At 62.7% G+C, this 20,195-nt stretch carries 16 protein-coding genes; 9 read left to right on the top strand and 7 right to left on the bottom strand.

The genetic code is table 11. The annotated features are described in order from the left end of the window. Nucleotides 1-1,473 carry a glucose-6-phosphate dehydrogenase gene (gene zwf, locus NDI72_RS07915; RefSeq protein ID WP_113156179.1) on the bottom strand — a complete coding sequence of 491 codons (1,473 nt, stop codon included), beginning with the start codon at nt 1,471-1,473 and terminating at the stop codon, nt 1-3. 313 nt (nt 1,474-1,786) lie between these two features. Between zwf and NDI72_RS07910 the strand changes: the two genes are divergently transcribed. The 3 genes from NDI72_RS07910 to NDI72_RS07900 all read left to right on the top strand — a co-directional run bounded on the left by NDI72_RS07910 (nt 1,787) and on the right by NDI72_RS07900 (nt 5,941). After that, the gene (locus NDI72_RS07910) at nt 1,787-3,262 is read left to right on the top strand and encodes an aldehyde dehydrogenase family protein (RefSeq protein WP_113154220.1); all 1,476 of its coding nucleotides are present in this window, start codon (nt 1,787-1,789) and stop codon (nt 3,260-3,262) included. Between the two features lie 20 nt (nt 3,263-3,282). After that, complete coding sequence (locus tag NDI72_RS07905; RefSeq protein WP_113154221.1) at nt 3,283-4,032, top strand: SDR family oxidoreductase; 750 nt, start codon at nt 3,283-3,285, stop codon at nt 4,030-4,032. Nucleotides 4,033-4,171: 139 nt separating this feature from the next. Then, nucleotides 4,172-5,941: an SLC13 family permease gene (locus tag NDI72_RS07900; protein ID WP_206554767.1), complete on the top strand. Its 1,770-nt coding sequence runs from the start codon at nt 4,172-4,174 to the stop codon at nt 5,939-5,941. Nucleotides 5,942-6,161: 220 nt separating this feature from the next. On the opposite strand, the gene NDI72_RS07895 is transcribed toward NDI72_RS07900, so the two are convergent. The 5 genes from NDI72_RS07895 to aceA form a co-directional block, all read right to left on the bottom strand. Next, on the bottom strand, nt 6,162-7,448 hold the full coding sequence (locus NDI72_RS07895) for an NAD(P)/FAD-dependent oxidoreductase (protein ID WP_283800147.1): 1,287 nt from the start codon (nt 7,446-7,448) through the stop codon (nt 6,162-6,164). Nucleotides 7,449-7,531: 83 nt separating this feature from the next. Further along, nucleotides 7,532-8,965 (bottom strand): glutamine synthetase family protein, encoded by a 1,434-nt coding sequence (locus NDI72_RS07890; RefSeq protein WP_113154224.1) that lies wholly within the window; start codon nt 8,963-8,965, stop codon nt 7,532-7,534. 70 nt (nt 8,966-9,035) lie between these two features. Continuing rightward, nucleotides 9,036-9,494, bottom strand: a complete 459-nt coding sequence (locus tag NDI72_RS07885) for an ANTAR domain-containing protein (RefSeq protein ID WP_210344126.1) — start codon at nt 9,492-9,494, stop codon at nt 9,036-9,038. Between the two features lie 289 nt (nt 9,495-9,783). Further along, entirely contained in the window at nt 9,784-10,029 is a 246-nt protein-coding gene (locus NDI72_RS07880) for an SMc00767 family acetate metabolism repressor (protein WP_113154226.1), read from the bottom strand. A gap of 35 nt (nt 10,030-10,064) precedes the next feature. After that, nucleotides 10,065-11,354: an isocitrate lyase gene (gene aceA / locus NDI72_RS07875; protein ID WP_113154227.1), complete on the bottom strand. Its 1,290-nt coding sequence runs from the start codon at nt 11,352-11,354 to the stop codon at nt 10,065-10,067. Between the two features lie 655 nt (nt 11,355-12,009). Here aceA and NDI72_RS07870 point away from each other — a divergent pair. Next, nucleotides 12,010-13,473: a helix-turn-helix domain-containing protein gene (locus NDI72_RS07870; RefSeq protein ID WP_283800146.1), complete on the top strand. Its 1,464-nt coding sequence runs from the start codon at nt 12,010-12,012 to the stop codon at nt 13,471-13,473. A gap of 13 nt (nt 13,474-13,486) precedes the next feature. Here the strand turns inward: NDI72_RS07870 and NDI72_RS07865 are convergent, their stop codons facing one another. Further along, a complete protein-coding gene (locus NDI72_RS07865; RefSeq protein WP_113154229.1) occupies nt 13,487-14,464 on the bottom strand; it encodes an NADPH:quinone reductase in 978 nt (325 codons plus the stop codon). 217 nt (nt 14,465-14,681) lie between these two features. Between NDI72_RS07865 and NDI72_RS07860 the strand changes: the two genes are divergently transcribed. From NDI72_RS07860 to NDI72_RS07840, 5 genes are all read left to right on the top strand, one after another. After that, the gene (locus NDI72_RS07860; RefSeq protein WP_222473802.1) at nt 14,682-16,049 is read left to right on the top strand and encodes a glutamine synthetase family protein; all 1,368 of its coding nucleotides are present in this window, start codon (nt 14,682-14,684) and stop codon (nt 16,047-16,049) included. 120 nt (nt 16,050-16,169) lie between these two features. After that, nucleotides 16,170-17,267 (top strand): polyamine ABC transporter substrate-binding protein, encoded by a 1,098-nt coding sequence (locus tag NDI72_RS07855; protein ID WP_113154231.1) that lies wholly within the window; start codon nt 16,170-16,172, stop codon nt 17,265-17,267. 25 nt (nt 17,268-17,292) lie between these two features. Next, nucleotides 17,293-18,432: an ABC transporter ATP-binding protein gene (locus tag NDI72_RS07850; protein WP_113154232.1), complete on the top strand. Its 1,140-nt coding sequence runs from the start codon at nt 17,293-17,295 to the stop codon at nt 18,430-18,432. A gap of 6 nt (nt 18,433-18,438) precedes the next feature. Continuing rightward, nucleotides 18,439-19,350 (top strand): ABC transporter permease subunit, encoded by a 912-nt coding sequence (locus NDI72_RS07845; protein ID WP_113154233.1) that lies wholly within the window; start codon nt 18,439-18,441, stop codon nt 19,348-19,350. A gap of 2 nt (nt 19,351-19,352) precedes the next feature. Further along, nucleotides 19,353-20,177, top strand: coding sequence for an ABC transporter permease (locus NDI72_RS07840; RefSeq protein WP_113154234.1), 825 nt, complete (start codon nt 19,353-19,355; stop codon nt 20,175-20,177). Nucleotides 20,178-20,195 lie beyond the last annotated feature (18 nt).

The raw sequence follows: 20,195 nt of genomic DNA, 5'->3' as shown, positions 1-20,195 counted from the left end.
TCAGACACTCTCATGCCAGGTGCGTCCGTCGCGCTCGATAAGCGCGATGGAAGAGGAAGGCCCCCAGGTGCCGGCGGTGTAGCCCTGTGCGGGCTGCTGGTTGTCTTCCCAGGCGGCGAGGATCGGATCGATCCAGCGCCATGCGGCCTCGACCTCGTCGCGGCGCATGAACAGCGTCTGGTTGCCGCGGATGACATCCATGATGAGGCGCTCATAGGCGTCCGGATTGCGGACATTGAATGATTCGGCAAAGCTCATGTCGAGCGGCACATGGCGCAGGCGCATGCCGCCGGGGCCGGGGTCCTTGATCATCATCCACTGCTTGACGCCTTCATCCGGCTGCAGGCGGATGACCAGCTGGTTGGCGAACACCTTGCCCGTGCCATCCTCGAAGATGGAATGGGGGATCGGCTTGAACTGGATCACGATTTCCGAAACGCGGGTGGCGAGCCGCTTGCCGGTGCGCAGGTAGAAGGGCACGCCGGCCCAGCGCCAGTTCTCGATCTCCGCCTTGATGGCGACGAAGGTCTCGGTGTTGCTCTCGCCGCTTTCAAGTTCTTCCGTGTAGCCCTTCACCGCGCCGCCATTGGACGCGCCGGCGCGGTATTGCCCGCGCACGGTCACGCTCTCTGCGGCATTGGAGGTGATCGGCTTCAGGGCGCGCAGGACCTTCAGTTTCTCGTCGCGCACCGTGTCGGCTTCCATGGAGGCCGGCGCTTCCATCGCCACGAGGCAGAGAAGCTGGAGCATGTGGTTCTGGACCATGTCACGCAGCGCGCCGGCCTTGTCGTAATAGCCCGCGCGCCCTTCAAGCCCCACGGTCTCGGCCACGGTGATCTGCACATGGTCGATATGGGCGGAGTTCCAGAGCGGCTCATAGAGCGCATTGGCAAAGCGCAGCGCCATCAGGTTTTGCACAGTCTCCTTGCCGAGATAGTGGTCGATGCGGAAGACGTTGTGCTCGTCGAACACGCGCGCCACGGCGTCGTTCAGCTCATGGGCGGAGGCGAGCGAACGGCCGATGGGCTTTTCGACGATCACGCGGGCCGTGTCGGTGGACAGGCCGTGCTTGTCGATCTGGCCGACAATGTCATCGAACAGGCTGGGTGCGACGGCCATGTAGAAGGCGCGCACGCTGTCGCTGTCGCCGATCTCGGTCTTCAGGTCGGCAAAGCCGTCACCCGATTTCGCGTCCGCCGGCACGTAGGACAGGCGGGCCAGAAAATGCGTCAGCTCCTGCGGCTCGATATCGCTCTTGGCGACATGCTCGCGGATGGCCTTTTCGGCAAAGGTGCGGAAGTCCTCGTCGGACAGTTTCGAGCGGGATGAACCGATGATGCGCGTGGGGTCGGTGAACTGACCTGCCCGCTGGCGCTGATAGAGCGCCGGAAGCAGCTTTCGTTCGGAGAGATCGCCCGTGGCCCCGAACACCACAAGATCGAAAGGCTCGACCGGAATTGTCTGGCTGGTCATGGTTTCTCCGCTCGGGCGTTTCCGCTTTTCGTTGAACCGCGAAAACGCTCTCATTGATTGTTCTTGCGCAATTCCGGACGGAAAACCGGTTCCCGCTTTTCCTGGAATTGCCCTAGCCTCATACCAAGTTGCCGTTGCTATAGTCTAATCGATTTAAAAAAGCCAGATGCGATTGCGCGGCAGCGCGTCTGTCGGGCTGAGCCAAGCCGGTGCGCCCATTTGTGCCTTGACACAGCATCGCATGGCGGGTTTTCCCATGTTTCCTTCGCGAGCACAGGCTCGCATACAGACATTACAAACCGGAGCGGCAGGGATGGGAACCCATTTTTCGCGCAGCGTGGCTGAGGGCCGCGCTTTCATGCAGTTCATCGACGGGCGTTCGGTCGATTCGCTCTCGGGAGAACGCATCGACGTTCGCAGCCCGTCCGACGGCGCAGTCTTCGCTTCGATCCCGGCTTCGACGGAAGCCGATGTGGAGCTGGCGGTGAAGTCGGCGCGCAAGGCGTTTGACGAAGGTCCGTGGAGCCGCATGCCGGCCGTGGAGCGCGGGCGCTGCCTGACGCGTCTTTTCCATCTGGTGGAGAAGAATGGCGAGGAGCTGGCTGCGCTCGAATCGCGCGACACCGGCAAGCCGATCCGTCAGGGCACGGCGGACGTGACCGCCACGATGCGCTATTTCGAGTTCTATGGCGGCGCGGCTGACAAAATCCACGGCGACACGATCCCGTTCCTTGATGGCTACACGGCGCTGACGCTGCGCGAGCCGCATGGCGTGGTGGCGGGCATCACGCCCTGGAACTACCCGATGCAGATTCTGGCGCGCGTCATCGGCGCGGCGCTGGCCATGGGCAACACGCTGGTGGTGAAGCCGGCGGAAGACGCTTCGCTGACGACGCTTCGCATGGCCGAGCTGGCGCTTGAGGCCGGTTTCCCGGCTGGCGTGTTCAACGTCATCACCGGTTATGGCCGCAGCGCTGGTGCGGCTCTTTCCTCGCATCCGCTGGTCGATTACGTGACCTTCACCGGTTCGCCGATCACCGGCACCGCGATCCAGCAGGCAGCGGCGGTGAACAATCGCGGCGTGACGATGGAGCTGGGCGGCAAGTCCCCGCAGATCGTGTTCGCCGATGCGGATATCGAGGCAGCGCTTCCCGTTCTGGTGAACGCCATCATCCAGAATGGCGGGCAGACCTGCTCTGCCGGCAGCCGCGTTCTGATCGAGAAGCCGATCTACGAGCAGGTGGCGACGGCGCTGGCCGAGCGCTTCTCCAAGCTGGTTGCGGGCCCGCATGATGCGGATCTCGACATCGGGCCGCTCGTCAATGTGGCGCAGCGCGACAAGGTTGCCGGCTTTATTGCCGCAGCGCAGGAAGCCGGCATTCCGCTGCTCGCACAGGGCACGGTGCACCCGGACGCGCCCGAGGGCGGTTACTATCAGCCGCCCGCACTGTTCGGCGCGGTCGATCCGCAGGCAGCGCTCGCTCAGGAAGAGGTTTTTGGACCGGTGCTTTCGCTGTTCCCGTTCGAGGACGAGGCAGACGCCATCCGGCTCGCCAATGACACGGAGTTCGGTCTGGTGGCCGGTGTGTGGACGCGCGACGGCGCGCGCCAGCACCGGGTCGCCAAGCGCGTGCGCGCCGGCCAGGTTTTCGTGAACGGCTATGGCGCAGGCGGCGGCGTGGAGCTGCCCTTCGGCGGCTTCAAGAAATCCGGCCACGGACGCGAGAAGGGTTTTGAAGCCCTGTTCGACATGTCCGCGACCAAGACAATCGTTTTCAACCACGGCTAACAATTACAGGAATTTTCGAAATGGCTCGACTTGAAGGCAAGGTTGCCATCATCACCGGCGCAGCATCCGGTTTCGGTGAAGGCATGGCGAAGCGTTTCGCCGAAGAAGGCGCGAAGGTCATCGTTGCCGACCTGAACGCGAAGGGCGCAGAGCGGGTTGCCGCAGAGATTGGCGAAGCAGCGCTGCCGGTTACCGCAGACGTTTCCATGAAAGCCGATGTGGACGCGATGGTGGACGCCGCCATGCAGGCGCATGGCCGTCTGGACATCATGATCAACAATGCCGGCTACACGCACCGCAACACCTCCCTCATGGAAGTTGACGAAGAGACGTTCGATCTCATCGGCGCAGTGAACATGAAGGCGATCTATCATTCCACGCTGGCCGTTGTGCCGGTCATGGAGAAGCTCGGCGGCGGCTCGATCATCACCACCGCTTCGACGGCAGGCCTGCGCCCGCGTCCGGGTCTCACCTGGTACAACGCATCGAAGGGCTGGGCGATCACCGCGACCAAATCGATGGCCGTTGAGCTTGCGCCGAAGAACATCCGCGTGAACTGCCTGTGCCCGGTGGCCGGCGAAACCGGCATGCTCGGCCAGTTCATGGGCGAAGACACGCCCGAGAAGCGCGCGCAGTTCCGCTCTTCCATCCCGCTTGGCCGGCTTTCCACGCCGCTCGACATCGCCAATGCAGCGCTCTGGCTGGCTTCGTCGGAAGCCGAGTTCATCACCGGCGTTGCGCTGGAAGTGGACGGCGGCCGCTGCATCTGACGCAGCGCTGCCTTTGAACGGTTTCAGGAATTCCGTTTCTCCGGGAACCTGACTTGGAGCACGGAATTACCTATAACCGGACAGAACAATTTCAGGCCGCCGGCGATTGTCCGGCGGTCGGCATGAAAAGGGCAAGCGCATGACCTACGAGCAGATCTTTCTCTTCTGTCTGCTGGGTGTCGTGTTTGCCTTTCTTGTCTGGGGTCGTATTCGCTATGATCTTGTTGCCTTTGCCGCGCTGATCATCGCGGTGGCTGCCGGCGTCGTCGATGCGCATGACGCCTTCATCGGCTTCGGCCATGAGGCCGTCGTCATCATCGCGCTGGTGCTGATCGTCTCGCGCGCCATGATGAATGCGGGCGCGGTGGAGCTGATCGCGCGTTTCGTCCTGTCTTCGGGACGCTCTCTCTCAACCCATATCGGTTTCATGTCGGTGATCGGCGCCGGCCTTTCGGCGGTGATCAACAATGTTGCCGCGCTGGTCATGCTGATGACCCTCGACATCGAGGCTGCGAAGAAGGCGAAGCGGCCTGTTTCCCGATCGCTGATGTCGCTTTCCTTCGCGACCATTCTGGGCGGCATGATCACGCTGATCGGCACGCCGCCCAACATCGTCATCGCCGAGTTTCGCGGGCGCGCGCTTGGCGAATCCTTCTCCATGTTCGACTTTTCACCGGTAGGCCTCGTCTGCGCCGTGGTTGGCATCGCCTTCGTGACGCTGGTTGGCTGGCGGCTGATCCCCGAAACCGGGCAGGCGGTTGCCGGAGATGACGGCGAGGCGGGCCTCTTCGTCGTGGAAGCGGGTGTGAAGGAAAAATCCAAATTCATCGACGGGCCGGTGAGCGATCTCTATCCGCTGGCCGATGAGCACGATGTGACCGTGCTCGGACTGGTGCGGCGCGGCAAGCGTCTGCCCGGTTTTTCCGCTGGCGAAGAGCTTCGCAAGAGCGATCAGCTCATTCTTGAGGGCGATCCGAAATCCATCGAGGCGTTCATCGGCGCTGCGGAACTCGATACGCCGGGCTCGGAAGAGCATGGCGGCATTCGCGGCAAGTCTCTGGTTCTGGTCGAGGCCATTGTGCCGGACAATGCCCGCATGGTCGGGCGCACGGCGCTTGACCTGCGGCTGCTTTACCGCCGCGGCGTGACGCTTCTGGGCGTGTCGCGGCAGGGCAGGCGGTTTCGCGAGCGGGTGCGCAAGCTGCCGATCCGGGCGGGCGACGTGGTCCTGCTTCTTGGGCCGGAAAGCCGCGTTGCCGACGCCGCCGACTGGCTGGGCGTTCTGCCGCTGGCGGAAAAGAGCCATAACGTGATCCAGCGCGGCAAGGCGCTGTTCGCCGTGGCCGTGTTTGCGATTGCCGTGGCCATTTCGGTGATGGGCTTCGTGCCGCTCGCCATCGCGCTTGCGGGCGCGGTCGCCATCTATGCGCTGTTCAATGTGGTCGGCGCGCGCGAAGTCTATGAATCGGTGGAATGGCCGGTGATCGTGCTTCTGGCCTCGCTCATTCCGCTCGGGCTGGCGCTTGAGGAATCCGGTGGCACGAAGCTGATTGCGGATTCCATTCTCTCGCTGACCGGCTCGCTGCCGGCATGGGCGATCCTGGCGATCCTGATGGTTGTCACCATGACGCTGTCCGACTTCCTGAACAATGTGGCGACAGCGCTGATTGCAGCGCCGGTCGGCCTTTCCGTTGCGCAGGGGCTCAACGTCTCACCCGATCCGTTTCTGATGGGCGTGGCGGTGGCCGCTTCCTGTGCGTTCCTGACGCCTATCGGCCACAAGAACAACACCATCATCATGGGGCCGGGCGGTTATCGCTTCGGCGATTACTGGCGCATGGGTCTGCCGCTGGAAATCCTCATTATCGCGGTTTCCGTGCCGGCAATCCTGTTCTTCTGGCCGCTGTGAGACAGGGCTGAAGCGGTTCGGTTCACCTGATGATTTCGGTCGTGTCCGATTTTGTGGCAGGAGCGTTTTGCGTGGTTCGACAAGCTCACCATGAGGGATGTGTGACCCTGTAGGAAAATATGGCTCCGCGAGGTTGCAGATAGTTCTTGCAGCCGCGCCCCACCCTCATGGTGAGCTTGTCGAACCACGCATAACGTCAATGCAGCGTGTCTCTTCGCCCTCAAATCCGGTCGCGCAGGGCGTACCAGTTGAGTGCCAGGAACATCAGGAACGGGCGCAGATGGCGGCCGCCGGGGAAGGGCGGGATCTTCAGTTCTTCGAACAGGCGCAGCCGGTCGCGGTTTCCACAGACGGTTTCCGCATAGAGCTTGCCGGCGAAGTTCGACAGCATCACGCCATGGCCGGACCAGCCGGCGGCCGAGATCACGTTTGGCATGACCTCGCGCACAAAGGGCCGTCTGGGCATGGTTATGCCCACATAACCACCCCATGCATGGGTGAGTTCGACATCCTTGAGCGCGGGATAGAGTTCGGCAATCTGGCGGCGGATGTGGTGGTGGATCGCCTTGTCTTCTCCGGGCGCGTAGATCTCGCGTCCGCCGAAAAGCAGGCTGCCATTCGGCTCGCGCCGGAAATAGCGCACCACGAAACGGGAATCGTCGACCGACTCGCCGCCGGGCAGCACAGGGCTGTCATCGCCAAGCGGCGGTGTTGCGCCGATGAAGGAGCCGATGGGCATGACATGGGCCGCACTCTCCGGCTCCAGATTGCCGCCATAGGCATTGGTGGCGATGAGGCACTTCTCGGCGGTGATGGTTCCCGAAGGCGTTTCGATACGCACACCGCCGGCATCGGAGCTGATATTCAGCGCAGGCGTGCCTTCAAAGAGATGCGCGCCCGCCTCACGGGCCACACGCGCCGTGCCGACCACGAGTTTCAGCGGATGGATGTGACCGGTGCCGGTGTCGCGAATGCCGCCGAAATAGCGCGTCGAGCCAAGCCGCTCTGCGGTCTCGGTCGCATCCATGTAGGTGATATGCGGATAGTCGAACCGGTCACGCATGATGTCGGCATGCCGGCGGTATTCGTCCAGATAGCGGGGCTTGTGGACGGCTGAAATCTGGCCCGGACGATAGTCGATCTCGATGCGGTTGGCGGCGGCGAAATCGATGAGGTGGGTCTTGGCTTCCTCGGCCAGATCAAACAGGGCTTTGGCGCGGGTGAAGCCAAGCTCGGCCTCCAGCTCCTCGGCCCAGGCGCGCTGACCTGTGCCGAGCTGGCCGCCATTGCGCCCGGAAGCGCCATCGCCAAAGCGGTGCGCCTCGATCAGAACCACATTGACGCCCGCCTTCGCCAGGTGGGCGGCCGCCGACAGGCCGGTGAAGCCGCCGCCGACAATGGCGACATCGGCCCGCCGGTCGCCATCGAGCGACGGGTATTGCGGGCGCTCGCCCACGGTTGCTTCATACCAGGAGAAGCCGGGCGATATGGGCGACTGATAGGGCATGGATGCACCCCTCTTTCCGTCCGGAATTGCGCAAAATCAATAATTCAGGGCGTTTTCGCGGTTCAACGAAAAGCGGAGACGCTCTAGACGTTCAGAAGCAGATATTCCCGTTCCCAGGGGCTGATGACCTTCATGAAGGTCTCAAACTCGGCCCGCTTGATGGCGGCAAAGGTCGAGACGAAGGGCGCGCCCAGCATTTCCTTCAGTGGCTCGTCGTCCTCGAACAGGGCGACGGCTTCCAGAAGGCCACGTGGCAGCTCGATCTCATCCTGATTGACCGCCTTGCCGGCCGGCGCATCGGGCGTGCTCTTTTCCAGAATGCCGACGAGACCACAGGCAAGCGAGGCAGCCAGCGCCAGATAGGGATTGGCGTCGGACGAGGGGATGCGGTTTTCCACGCGGCGCGCCGCCGGGTCGGAGCGCGGCACACGGAAGGCGGTGGTGCGGTTGTCATAGCCCCAGCGCGTGTTGACGGGCACCGCCGTTCCCTGCGTCAGGCGGCGATATGAGTTCACATAGGGCGCAAGCATGATGAGCGCATTGGGAATGTGCCGCTGCAGGCCACCGATGAAGTGGCGGAACATCTCCGTTTCTTCGCCATTCTCGTCGGAGAAGACGTTGTGACCGGTCTCGAGCGACACCACCGACTGGTGAATATGCATGGCGGAGCCGGGCTGGTTCTGGATCGGCTTGGCCATGAAGGTGGCGTAGGTGTCGTGCTTGAGCGCCGCTTCGCGAATGGTGCGCTTGAACATGAACACCTGATCGGCAAGCTCGATCGGATCGCCATGACGCAGGTTGATCTCGAGCTGGCCGGCGCCTTCCTCGTGGATCAGCGTGTCGATCTCCAGGCCCTGCGCCTCGGAGAAGTGGTAGATGTCGTCGATCAGTTCGTCGAACTCGTTCACGCCGGCGATGGAATAGCCCTGACCGCCGCCAATGGGGCGACCGGAGCGGCCGACCGGGGGCGTGAGCGGGTAGTCCGGGTCGGGATTCTTGTCGACCAGATAGAACTCGATTTCCGGCGCGACGATGGGCTTGAGCCCATGCTTCGCATATTCGGCGACGACGCGCTTCAAAACGTTGCGCGGGCTGAAGGCGACATCACGCCCATCCTGATGGACGAGGTCGCAGATGACCTGCGCCGTCGGGTCGCTTTCCCACGGAACGGAAGAGAGCGTGGAGAGATCGGGCAGAAGCTTCAGGTCGCCGTCATCCTCCGGGTAGACGAAGTCACCGCCATCTTCGGGATATTCGCCGGAGATCGTTGTCATGAAGACAGCCGAAGGCAGCGCCAGTGAGGTGTTGGACGTAAACTTCTTCGATGGCATCATCTTGCCGCGCGCAACACCGGCCTGATCGGGCGTGATGCACTCGATGTCTTCGATGCCGCGCCATTCCAGCCAGGCGGAAACCTGCTTCCAGTCCTTCACACCGCGAAGGTTTTTCAGAAATGCGGGCGCACGAACGGAGTTACCTCGACCGTTGCGGCGGGTTAGCTTTTTCCTGTCAGGCATCAAACACCAGGGATCGTTGGTTGGATGCGTGAGTATAGACGTGGGCGTGAAGGGAAGGGAAGGCCCCGCGTCAGGATTGCACACCCGCAACAAGACGGTCGATGACCGGCTGCAATGCCTCGGGCGTGACCGGGCGCACGACCCGGGCGTCCACGGGTGATTCGGCCAGCGTGTCCTTGTGGCGCGAGGCGACAATGGTGATCACGAGCGGCAGGCCGCGCGGGGAGGCGCGGCGGTGGCTTTCCAGATGGGTGAACAGTTCGCTGGTGGCGCGTGTCTGCGCGTCGATGTCGACAATCACCACGCCGGGCCGGGAGAGCGGTGTCGGGGCAGACAGAATGCGCGTTGCCTCGGCGGGTTCGAGCGCATTGGCCTTCAGATAGGCACGCTGCGCAATGCGCGAGAGCACAATCCTGTTCACCGGAGATGAGGCGACAACCAGTGCCTGGGACAGATCTGCAACGCAGCTGTTGGAGACCGCCTCGCATGCATCGATGGTCGGCTGATCGGTTACAGGTCTGTCTGCCATCATGTCTTCGCCCACGGTTAGAATAAGAAATTCAATGCCCGGTTGAAATATGACGGGAATGAATGTCACCGCGGTTGAAATGTCAAGTTACAAATAAGTCAGAATTGTTATGTGCCTGTTTCTTGTTGGTAAAACCAGTTTGTTTCAAGAAAGAACCGGAAATTAGATTGGGATTTCAGATATTTGTATTGTTTGATCACAAGATCGAATGACCGTTTTCTATTCAAGAAAAAACGCCCGCGCAGGAGACAGTGCGCGGGCGCTTGACGGGAGATCAATCAGGCTGGTGTCAGGAGCCAGCCAGACGGTTGGTGACGATGACAGGCACCAACAGATCTCCCCAGTTGCCTTCTCCACCATGATGACGCGCCGAGCGGACCAGTTCGACGGACACACCGGAATCGACCGCTTTCATGACCGACTGGTTGAGGCGGTGCAGGTCGTTCGCCACCATGCGGATGATGGCCTGCTGGTCGGAAGACATGGCGCTTGCCTGCTCTTCTGCACGTTCCTTGACGCGGGTGTTCGGTGTCATTTCCGTTCTCCTTTCCCGGCGATTTGCCGTTGGTGTTATTCCGCTGCTGGGCGGAACTGGTCAGATTCGGTGGATTCCTTCATGGCGGTGGTCGAAGACTGGCCGCCAGTGATGGCCATGGACACGGCGTCGAAATAGCCGGTGCCGACTTCGCGCTGGTGCTTTGTGGCCGTGTAGCCGTTGGCCTCTGCGGCGAACTCCGCTTCCTGCAGCTCCGAATAGGCCGCCATCTGCCGGTCCTTGTAGCCGCGGGCCAGCTCGAACATGCCGAAGTTGAGCTGATGGAACCCGGCCAGCGTGATGAACTGGAACTTGTAGCCCATGGCGCCCAGCTCGCGCTGGAATTTGGCGATGGTGGCGTCGTCCAGGTTCTTCTTCCAGTTGAAGGACGGCGAGCAGTTGTAGGCCAGCAGCTTGCCCGGATGCGCCTTGTGCACGCCCTCGGCGAATTTGCGCGCCTGCTCAAGATCCGGCTTCGACGTTTCGCACCAGATCAAATCCGTGTGCGGCGCATAGGCGACAGCGCGGGCAATGCAGGCGTCGAGCCCGTTCTTCACCCGGTAGAAGCCCTCGACCGTGCGGCCTGCCTCGTAATCGACGAAGGGCTGGTCGCGCTCGTCGATATCGGAGGTGAGCAGCTTGGCGGCCTCCGCATCCGTGCGGGCGATGACCAGGCTCGGCACGCCCATGACGTCGGCTGCAAGACGCGCGGCATCCAGATTGCGGATGTGCTGCGCGGTGGGGATCAGAACCTTGCCGCCCAGATGGCCGCACTTCTTTTCCGATGCGAGCTGGTCCTCGAAGTGGACGCCGGCAGCGCCCGCCTCGATATAGGCCTTCATCAGCTCGAAGGCGTTGAGCGGGCCGCCGAAGCCGGCTTCCGCATCCGCCACGATCGGAGCGAACCACGTGTCGACCGAAAGGCCGTTGCCTTCCGCAGTCTCGATCTGGTCAGCGCGCTGAAGCGTGCGGTTGATGCGCTTGGCGAGCTCCGGGCCGGCATTGGCCGGGTAGAGCGACTGGTCCGGATACATGGCCGAAGCGGTGTTGGCGTCGGCGGCGACCTGCCAGCCAGAGAGGTAGATCGCCTTCAGGCCGGCGCGGACCATCTGCATGGCCTGGTTGCCCGAGAGCGCGCCGAGCGCGTTGACGAAGTCCTCTTCGTGGATGAGCTTCCAGAGGCGCTTTGCGCCTTCCTCGGCCAGCGTGTGACGGACGGTAACCGAGCCGCGCAGCCGCTGCACATCCTGCGGCGTGTAGGGGCGTTCGATGCCATCGAAGCGACCTTCCGCAGCGCTGGGAACAAGGTTGTAAAAATCCGTCATTATTGCCTCCGTACAGGATCTGTTTCGCGGTAGGGGCTGTCTGGCGTGATGCTTCTGTGCCCCGCTTTCGTTACAGGATTTACATTGCGCCGCAGCGAAAGCGGAGAGAAAGCCGGGTTTTGTGGGATGTTTTCGTGTCAGCATGTCTGGATTTTGACAGGACGGGCGTGTAAATTTGTAAAAGATGTAAGGACGAGTTTGTGGGATCATTTTGTAAAGGCGTGTAAAATCGTGGCCGTTCAGGCATGGATCCTCGGGTCAAGCCCGAGGATGACGATGGGGAGGGGGTAGGCTCTGATCCGGCTGGGTTTGTTTCGCCTTCTCTGTCGGCAGAGCAGGATGGTTTCGTGGTCGTTCAGGCATGGATCCTTGGGTCAAGCCCAGGGATGACGATGGGGACGAAGGACAAGACGTGGGCGGCTCAGGCTCAGGCGTGGATACGGGCACAGACGCAGACGCAGACGCAGACAAGGGCACGGGCGCAGGCACAGGCACAGGCACAGGCGTTGATCCAGTCGGCTATGGTTCTCATGATCCACCGTCGGCGCCGGTTCGCTTCATAGCGGTCCCGCTTCGTCATCCTCGGGCTTGACCCGGGGATCCATGCCGGAACGGCCGCGCCTCGCCGGGGACGCAGAAAACAAGGGGGCCGACCATGGCCAATCAGAAGATATTCGCCGGAGCCCGTATCAGGCGGGTACGCACCGCCAAGGGGCTGACCCAGACGGCCATGGCCGAGGGGCTGGGCATTTCGCCCTCCTATCTGAACCTGATCGAGCGCAACCAGCGGCCGCTCACCGTGTCGCTCATTCTCAAGCTGGCCTCGGTCTACAAGGTCGATCCCGACGAGTTGCAGGGCGAGACCGGCCTGTCGCTTGCCGCGCTGCGCGAGGTGTTTTCCGATCCGCTTCTGGTGGGCGAGCTGCCGGGCGAGCAGGAGCTTGTGGATGTGGCGGAAGCCGCCCCCAATGCGGCTGCGGCGCTGGTCAAGCTCTACCGCGCCTATCGCGAACAGGCCGACCGCATGTCCGACCTCTCCGAAATGCTGGCGCGGGAAGGGCGCACCACCGCCATTTCGGCAACGCGCCTGCCGATGGACGAGGTGCGCGAGACCTTTGAGCGGCATGGCAACCATTTCCCGGCCATCGAGGAAGAGGCGGAGAGCTTTCACAAGCTCATGGGGCAGATGGGGCTTATGGGGCCGGGGGATGATCTTTCCGGCGCGATCCGGGGCTGGCTGAAACAGGAGCACGGCATCGTGGTGCGGGTGCTGCCGGTGGCGACCATGCCGAACTGGCGGCGGCGCTATGACCGGCATTCGCAGCGTCTCTTCATCTCGGAGCGGCTTTCGCCGGCCGATCAGCTGCGCGAGATCGCCATGGAGGCGTGTCTTCTGCGTATGTCGGTGGCGATTGCGGCGGAGATCGAGGTGCTCAAGCTCTCAAGCAATGAGGCGCGCCGGCTGGCCCGGTTCGAACTCGGGCGCTATGCGGCGCATGCGCTGATGATGCCCTATCAGGCGTTTCTTTCGGCAGCCGAGCGCGCGCGCTACGATGTGGACGTGTTGAAATCGCGTTTCGGGGTTTCGTTCGAGCAGGCGGCCAACCGGCTCACCACGCTGGCCCGCCCGGGCGCATCGGGTGTGCCGTTCTTCATGCTCGAAGTGGATCATGCGGGAAACCGCTTCCGCAAGGCGGGCGCGCAGGGCTTTCCGCAGGCGCGTTTCGGCGGCGGCTGCCCAAAGCTTGCCGTTCACGCTGCCTTTGCCCAGCCGGGCCAGATCCTCGTCGAGGCGGTGGAGATGCCCGACGGCGCGGAATTTCTGACGATGGCGCGCACGTTGGAAGGGCCGCAGGGCTCGTTTGCGGAGCGCCCGCGCCGCACGGCGCTTCTGCTGGGGTGCGATCTCGGCTTTCGGGAAGGTGTCGTCTATGGCGATGCGCTGCCGGGTGCGCCGGGCAAGGCAGGGGCTGCGCCCACGCATGCGCTCACGCCGGTGGGGCCAGCGTGCCGCCTGTGCGAGCGGGCCGGCTGTCTCGCCCGCGCCGAACCACCGGTCACGCGGCCGCTGGGCCTCGACGAGATGGTGACGGGGCTGAGCGCTTTCGATTTTCAGTAGAGCGCGATGCGTGTCAGGCGATGTCCAGGATCACATTGCCAATGATGTCGCCGCGTTCCACCGCTTCGTGGGCTGCAACGATGTCGCGCAGGGCGAAGCGTTCGCCGATCGCGTGTTTCAGGCTGTTTTTCTCAAGCATCGTGGTGAGCTGGGCGATGGCTGTTTCCCGGTCTTTGGAAAGTAGTTCGTAGACCACGAAGACCTGCAATGTGAGGCTGTTCCATAACAGGGTCGGGAAGGAAACCGGGATGTCGCCCTGCATGCTGGAGCCGTAGCAAACGATCTTGCCGTGCGGCGCGAGCGCGCCATTGGAGATGATCGAGGTGGTGGAATAGAGATCCATGTCGATCAGGCCGTCCGCGCCCTTGCCGGCGGTGAGGCCCTTCACGGTGGCGGCCACGTCCTTGGCCTTGTAATCGATCACGAAGTCCGCGCCGGCGGCGCGTGCATGGGCGGCGCGGGAGGCGGAGGCGGTGGCGATGACACGCGCGCCGCGCGCCTTGGCGATCTGGGTGACATAATGGCCGACCGAAGCGCCGGCGCCGATGACGATCAGCGTCTTGCCACGCACATCGCCGAACAGATTGACGGCATGAATGGCGGTGAGGGCGGGAATGCCGAGGCATGCGCCGGCGGCGAAATCCACATTGGCTGGAAGCGGCACGGCCTGCGCTTCCGGCAGCGTGATCATCTCGGCGGCGGTGCCGAAGGGGCGTCGCCACTGGCCATTCCAGATCCAGACGCGCTGTCCGACGCGGCCATGGTCCACGCCGGGGCCGACGGCGTCGATCTCGCCAGCGCCATCGCTGTGGGGGATGATGCGTTCGGCATTGAGCGGCCGGCCGCGTCGCGCCTTCACGTCCGACGGGTTCACGCCGGAGGTGGCAAGCCGCACGCGCACTTCGCCGGGACCGGGCGTGGGCGTGGGCATGTCACCCAGTTCGAGCACGTCGCGGGCTGCGCCATTGCGCTCATACCATGCTGCTTTCATTGCCTTCTCCCCTCGATCAGATGCCCTGCAAGCGTGCCGACCGGCGCTCTCCCGCCATTGACAAGGCCCAAATTTGCGGCGCACGCTTCGTCATCCGCAACGAAGATGCAGGTCAATCTTGAATCGTCCCGAAAGCGTCACCGACCACGACCGTAAGCACAGTTCTCCCGTAGCGCCAGCGTCCGGGGGAGGAATTTCAACAGACGGAGCGGAGGCGATGGGGGATTTCATTTCGCCCGAGCACGAGGCCGAATATCGCGCCTTCGTGGAGGAGCATCCCGACCTTGAGGCCGTGGAATTCCTGATTGTCGATCCCAATGGCGTCATTCGCGGCAAGTGGGCGCCGGGCGACAGCCTCAAGAAGGCGTTTCAGGAGGGCGTGAACTTTCCCATGTCGCTGCACGGGCTCGATGTCTGGGGACGCGAGGTGGAGGAGACGGGCCTGCACATCGAAACCGGCGACAAGGACGGCTATTGCCGCGCAACGCGCGGATCGCTTTCCATCGTGCCATGGGCGAGGCGCAAGACGGCGCAGGTGCTCCTGCAGACATTCACCCCCGAGGGTGAGCCTTTCATGGCGGATTCGCGCCAGGTGCTGAAGCACAAGGTGGCCGAGGCCAATGCGCGCGGCTTCTTCCCCGTGGCGGCCTTCGAGCTCGAATTTTATCTGCTCGACCCCGAGAAGCAGGATGCCGCCGGCATGCCGACGCCGCTGGGGGCGGGCGAGGGGCCGGATCGTCTGCGCATGTACGGGCTCGACGATCTCGCCGAGAACGCCGCGCTGTTCGACATGATCCGCGATGCGGCGGACGCGCAGAACCTGCCCATCGACACGATCATCAAGGAGGCGGCGCCCGGCCAGTTCGAGGTCAATCTCAAGCATCGCTCCGATCCGCTCCGGGCCGCTGACGATGTGATCCTCCTGCGGCGGATCGTGATGGGCTGCGCACGTGCGCACGGGCTGACGGCCACCTTCATGGCCAAGCCCTTCATCGATTATGCGGGCAATGGCATGCATGTGCACACCTCCATGCTGGATGGTGAGGGGCGAAACGTGTTTGCGGGGGATGAGGGGCAGGCGCGGCTGCTTTCGGCGGTGGCGGGGCTCATCGACACCATGCCGGAATCGCTCATTCTCTACATCAACACCTGGAACGGGTTCCGCCGCATCACACCCGGCTCCTACGCGCCGACCCATGCGGTGTGGGCGGAGAACAACCGCTCTGTGGCGCTGCGCATTCCGGTTTCCAATGAGGAGAACCGCCGGGTGGAGCATCGCATCTCCGGCGCGGACGCCAATCCCTATCTGGTGATGGCCGCCATCATTCAGGGCATGATGGAGGGCATGGAGAGCGGCGCGAAGCCGCCGCCGCCGGTCGAGGGCAGCGCCTATGACGAGACGGCGGATCTTGGCCGTGAGCTGCCCGACGACATGGATGACGCGCTGCAGCTCGCCTCCAGAAGCGGCTTCATGGAGCGCGCGCTGGGGCCGCTTCTGGCGAAGGTCTATCGTGATTTGAAGCGGGCGGAAATCATCGCCTTCTGGAGCGAGATCACGCCCCTCGAACGCACCACTTATCTTTGAGCTGAAACAGAAAAATCCCGCTTGTCGCAGTTTGGAAACGACAATAGGGTTGAACCCAAATATGCGGGTGCCGGCGGTGATTTGAACCGCGGCAAACACAGTCCCCAAGGGAGAGATTTCATGCTTCGTAAGACCCTTCTTGCTTCCTGCGTCTCACTCGCCGCGATTGCCGTTTCCACGGCTGCCGGCGCGCAGGACCGCGTCGTCAATGTCTACAACTGGTCGGACTATATCGACGATTCCATCCTTGAGGATTTCACCAAGGAAACGGGCATCAAGGTCGTCTACGACGTCTATGATTCCAACGAAATTCTTGAGACCAAGCTGCTGGCTGGCGGTTCGGGCTATGACGTTGTGGTGCCGTCGGGCGAGTTCCTCGGACGCCAGATCAGCGCCGGCGTGTTCCAGAAGCTCGACAAGGACAAGCTGCCCAACCTCTCCAACATGTGGGACATGATCAACGAGCAGGTCGCGGTCTACGATCCGGGCAACGAGTACTCCATCAACTACATGTGGGGCACCACCGGCGTCGGCTACAATGTCGGCAAGGCCGAAGAAATCCTCGGCACTTCCAAGATCGACACCTGGGATGTGATGTTCACGCCGGAACTGGCGGCGAAGTTCAAGGACTGCGGCATCTACATGCTCGATTCCGCCAGTGAGGTCGTGCGCTCCGCACTGATCTATCTGGGTCTTGAGCCGAACACGCCTTCGGCTGAAGAACTCGCAAAGGCCGAGGAACTGCTGATGGCGGTTCGCCCCTTTGTGCGCAAGTTCCATTCGTCGGAATACATCAACGGTCTGGCCAATGGCGACATCTGCCTGGCGCTTGGCTATTCGGGTGATGTGTTCCAGGCCCGTGACCGTGCGGCGGAGGCCGATCAGGGCGTCGAGGTCGGCTATGCGATCCCGAAAGAGGGCGCGATGCTGTGGTTCGACCAGATGGCCATTCCCGCCGATGCCAAGCATGTCGACGAGGCACATGAATTCCTCAACTACATCATGCGTCCCGACGTGATCGCCAAGGCTTCCAATTACGTCGTCTACGCCAATGGCAACAAGGCTGCCCAGGCGGAAATGGACGAAGAGGTGGTCGGCGATCCGGCTGTCTATCCGGATGAGGCGACCATGGCCAAGCTCAAGGCTCCGCTGCCCTACGACATGCGCACGCAGCGTCAGGTCACGCGCATGTGGACCAAGGTTGTGACCGGCCAGTAAGGCGCTACAGGGCAGGGGACCGCCGATGAAGTCGCTCGGCAGCACACGTCGCAGCTTCGCGCCCTGGGCCGACCCCCAGGCGAAGCCCTATATCTCTTTCGAGAACGTGACCAAGACGTTCGGTGACTTCACGGCGGTCGATGACCTTTCGCTAAACACCTATGAGCGCGAGTTCTTCGCGCTCCTGGGCGCGTCGGGGTGTGGCAAGACCACGCTCCTGCGCATGCTTGCGGGGTTCGAGCAGCCCACGTCGGGCCGCATCCTCCTCGACGGGCAGGACCTTTCCGGCATTCCGCCGCACAAGCGGCCGGTCAACATGATGTTCCAGTCCTATGCGCTGTTCCCCCACATGACGGTGGAGAAGAACATCGCCTTCGGTCTGAAGCAGGACCGGATGCCGGCGGACGAGATCGCCGACCGCGTGGCCGCGATGCTCAAACTGGTCAAGCTGGAGCCCTTCGCCAAGCGCAAGCCGCATCAGCTTTCCGGTGGTCAGCGGCAGCGCGTGGCGCTTGCCCGCTCGCTTGCAAAACGGCCAAAGCTTCTGCTTCTGGATGAGCCGCTGGGCGCGCTCGACAAGAAGCTGCGCGAGGAAACCCAGTTCGAGCTGATCGATCTGCAATATGATCTCGGCCTCACCTTCATGGTCGTCACGCACGATCAGGAAGAGGCGATGACCATGGCCGACCGCATCGCGGTGATGGACAAGGGCAAGGTTATCCAGGTGGCGACGCCGGCTGAAATCTATGAAGCGCCGAATTCGCGGTTCGTCGCCGACTTCGTCGGCTCGATCAACATGTTCGAGGGAACGGTGACGGCGGCCGACCGGGAGAAGGTGCGGATCGCCGACGCATCCGGTTTCGAACTTTCCGTCATGAACGGGGCGGGCGCCGAACAGGGGGCGACCGTCTGGTTCGCCGTCCGGCCCGAAAAGATCGACATTTCGCGCAATCGCCCGGATGGCGCGGTGAACGCGGTGGAAGGCGAGGTCTGGGACATCGCCTATCTTGGCGACATGACCATCCACCATGTGAAGCTCGATGACGGGCGCATCGTCAAGGCCAGCAGCATCAACCGGCGGCGTGCGGTGGAAGACGTTCTGACCTGGCATGACCGGGCATGGGTGTCCTTCCCGGCGGATGCCGGTGTGGTGCTGACGCGGTAGGCGGCGATGGCTCGTTTCCTCTCCGCCATCGCGGCCCGTCTGGTCATTGCCGTTCCCTATCTGTGGCTGCTCGTCTTCTTCCTTGCGCCGTTCCTGATCGTCTTCAAGATCTCGCTGTCGGAACCGGCGCTCTCCATGCCGCCCTATATGCCGGCCTTCGATCTGGCGGACGGCATTTCGGGGTTGATCGAGAAGATCCGCACACTGTCCTTCGGCAACTATTTCTGGCTGCTGGACGATCCGCTCTACACGAACGCCTATCTGTCGAGCATCTGGATCGCCGGCGTCTCGACGCTGATCACGCTGGCCGTGGGCTATCCCATTGCCTACGGCATGGCGCGCGCGCCGGCCGCGATCCGCCCGACGCTCCTGATGCTGGTGATCCTGCCGTTCTGGACCAGCTTCCTGATCCGCGTCTATGCGTGGATCGGCATTCTGAAGCCCGAGGGGCTGCTCAACCAGTTCCTGATGTTCACCGGCCTGATCGACGAGCCCCTGATCATCCTCAACACCACGACCGCCATCTATATCGGCATCGTCTATTCCTACCTGCCGTTCATGGTGCTGCCGCTCTATTCGACGCTGGAGAAAATGGACGAATCGCTGATCGAGGCTGCGCGTGACCTTGGCTGCTCGCGCACATCGGCGTTCTGGAAGGTGACGTTCCCGCTCTCGCTGCCGGGCGTCGTTGCCGGCTGCATGCTGGTGTTCATTCCGGCGGTGGGCGAGTTCGTCATTCCCGATCTTCTGGGCGGTTCGCAGACGCTGATGATCGGCAAGACGCTGTGGACCGAGTTCTTCAACAATCGCGACTGGCCCGTATCGTCGGCGGTGGCGGTGATCCTGCTTCTGATCCTGATCGTGCCGATCATGCTGTTCCAGCGGTCGCAGGCGCGCTCGCGTGAGGCGGGGAGGTAGAGATGGCTGGAAGCTGGGGACGTTTCAACATCGTGTCGCTGGTGCTGGGCTTTGCCTTTCTGTACCTGCCGATCGTGCTTCTGGTGGTCTACTCGTTCAACGAGTCGCGGCTTGTCACCGTCTGGTCCGGCTTCTCGACCAAATGGTATGTGGAGCTGTTTTCCAATCGCGGCCTGATGGACGCGGCATGGGTGACGGCGCGTGTCGCCTTCCTTTCGGCCACGGTCGCGACCGTGCTCGGCACGATGGGGGCCATCGCGCTCACCCGCTACACGCGCTTTCGCGGCCGGCTGCTCTTCTCGGGCATGGTGTTCGCGCCGCTGGTGATGCCGGAAGTCATCACCGGCCTGTCGCTGCTGCTGCTCTTCGTAGCGATCAATTTCGACCGTGGATTCTTCACCGTCACCATCGCGCATATCACCTTTTCCATGTGTTTCGTGGCGGTGGTGGTGCAGTCGCGGCTGATGAGCTTCGACCAGTCTCTGGAAGAGGCCGCGCTCGATCTCGGCGCAACGCCGCTCAAGGCGTTCTTTCAGGTCACGCTGCCGGTCATCATGCCGGCTGTGGTTTCCGGCTGGATGCTGGCGTTCACCCTGTCGCTCGACGATCTGGTGATCGCAAGCTTCACCTCCGGTCCGGGTGCCACCACGCTGCCAATGAAGATCTATAGCCAGGTCAGGCTGGGCGTGACGCCTGAAATCAATGCTGTCTGCACCATCCTGATCGGCATTGTGGCGACCGGCGTTATCATCGCCTCCGTCATCACCAAGCGGCAGGAAGTGCAGCGCCGCCGCGACGAACAGGCCGCCGCGCGCATCACAGCCTAGGCATGCGTAGAGTTGGCC

Origin of the sequence: Nitratireductor sp. GZWM139 (genome assembly GCF_030068685.1) — a bacterium.
GTDB classification, from domain to species: domain Bacteria; phylum Pseudomonadota; class Alphaproteobacteria; order Rhizobiales; family Rhizobiaceae; genus Nitratireductor; species Nitratireductor aquimarinus.
The sequence above is the reverse complement of the archived record's forward strand: the minus strand, read 5'-3'. Positions and strand labels throughout refer to the sequence as shown.

Coding starts and splice junctions, on each gene's coding strand:
- NDI72_RS07890 (WP_113154224.1), bottom strand. CDS start 8,965: ATGCCTGACAGGAAAAAGCTAACCCGCCGCAACGGTCGAGGTAACTCC.
- NDI72_RS07885 (WP_210344126.1), bottom strand. CDS start 9,494: ATGGCAGACAGACCTGTAACCGATCAGCCGACCATCGATGCATGCGAG.
- zwf (WP_113156179.1), bottom strand. CDS start 1,473: ATGACCAGCCAGACAATTCCGGTCGAGCCTTTCGATCTTGTGGTGTTC.
- aceA (WP_113154227.1), bottom strand. CDS start 11,354: ATGACGGATTTTTACAACCTTGTTCCCAGCGCTGCGGAAGGTCGCTTC.
- NDI72_RS07845 (WP_113154233.1), top strand. CDS start 18,439: ATGGCTCGTTTCCTCTCCGCCATCGCGGCCCGTCTGGTCATTGCCGTT.
- NDI72_RS07840 (WP_113154234.1), top strand. CDS start 19,353: ATGGCTGGAAGCTGGGGACGTTTCAACATCGTGTCGCTGGTGCTGGGC.
- NDI72_RS07905 (WP_113154221.1), top strand. CDS start 3,283: ATGGCTCGACTTGAAGGCAAGGTTGCCATCATCACCGGCGCAGCATCC.
- NDI72_RS07910 (WP_113154220.1), top strand. CDS start 1,787: ATGGGAACCCATTTTTCGCGCAGCGTGGCTGAGGGCCGCGCTTTCATG.
- NDI72_RS07895 (WP_283800147.1), bottom strand. CDS start 7,448: ATGCCCTATCAGTCGCCCATATCGCCCGGCTTCTCCTGGTATGAAGCA.
- NDI72_RS07870 (WP_283800146.1), top strand. CDS start 12,010: ATGGCCAATCAGAAGATATTCGCCGGAGCCCGTATCAGGCGGGTACGC.
- NDI72_RS07850 (WP_113154232.1), top strand. CDS start 17,293: ATGAAGTCGCTCGGCAGCACACGTCGCAGCTTCGCGCCCTGGGCCGAC.
- NDI72_RS07855 (WP_113154231.1), top strand. CDS start 16,170: ATGCTTCGTAAGACCCTTCTTGCTTCCTGCGTCTCACTCGCCGCGATT.
- NDI72_RS07880 (WP_113154226.1), bottom strand. CDS start 10,029: ATGACACCGAACACCCGCGTCAAGGAACGTGCAGAAGAGCAGGCAAGC.
- NDI72_RS07900 (WP_206554767.1), top strand. CDS start 4,172: ATGACCTACGAGCAGATCTTTCTCTTCTGTCTGCTGGGTGTCGTGTTT.
- NDI72_RS07860 (WP_222473802.1), top strand. CDS start 14,682: ATGGGGGATTTCATTTCGCCCGAGCACGAGGCCGAATATCGCGCCTTC.
- NDI72_RS07865 (WP_113154229.1), bottom strand. CDS start 14,464: ATGAAAGCAGCATGGTATGAGCGCAATGGCGCAGCCCGCGACGTGCTC.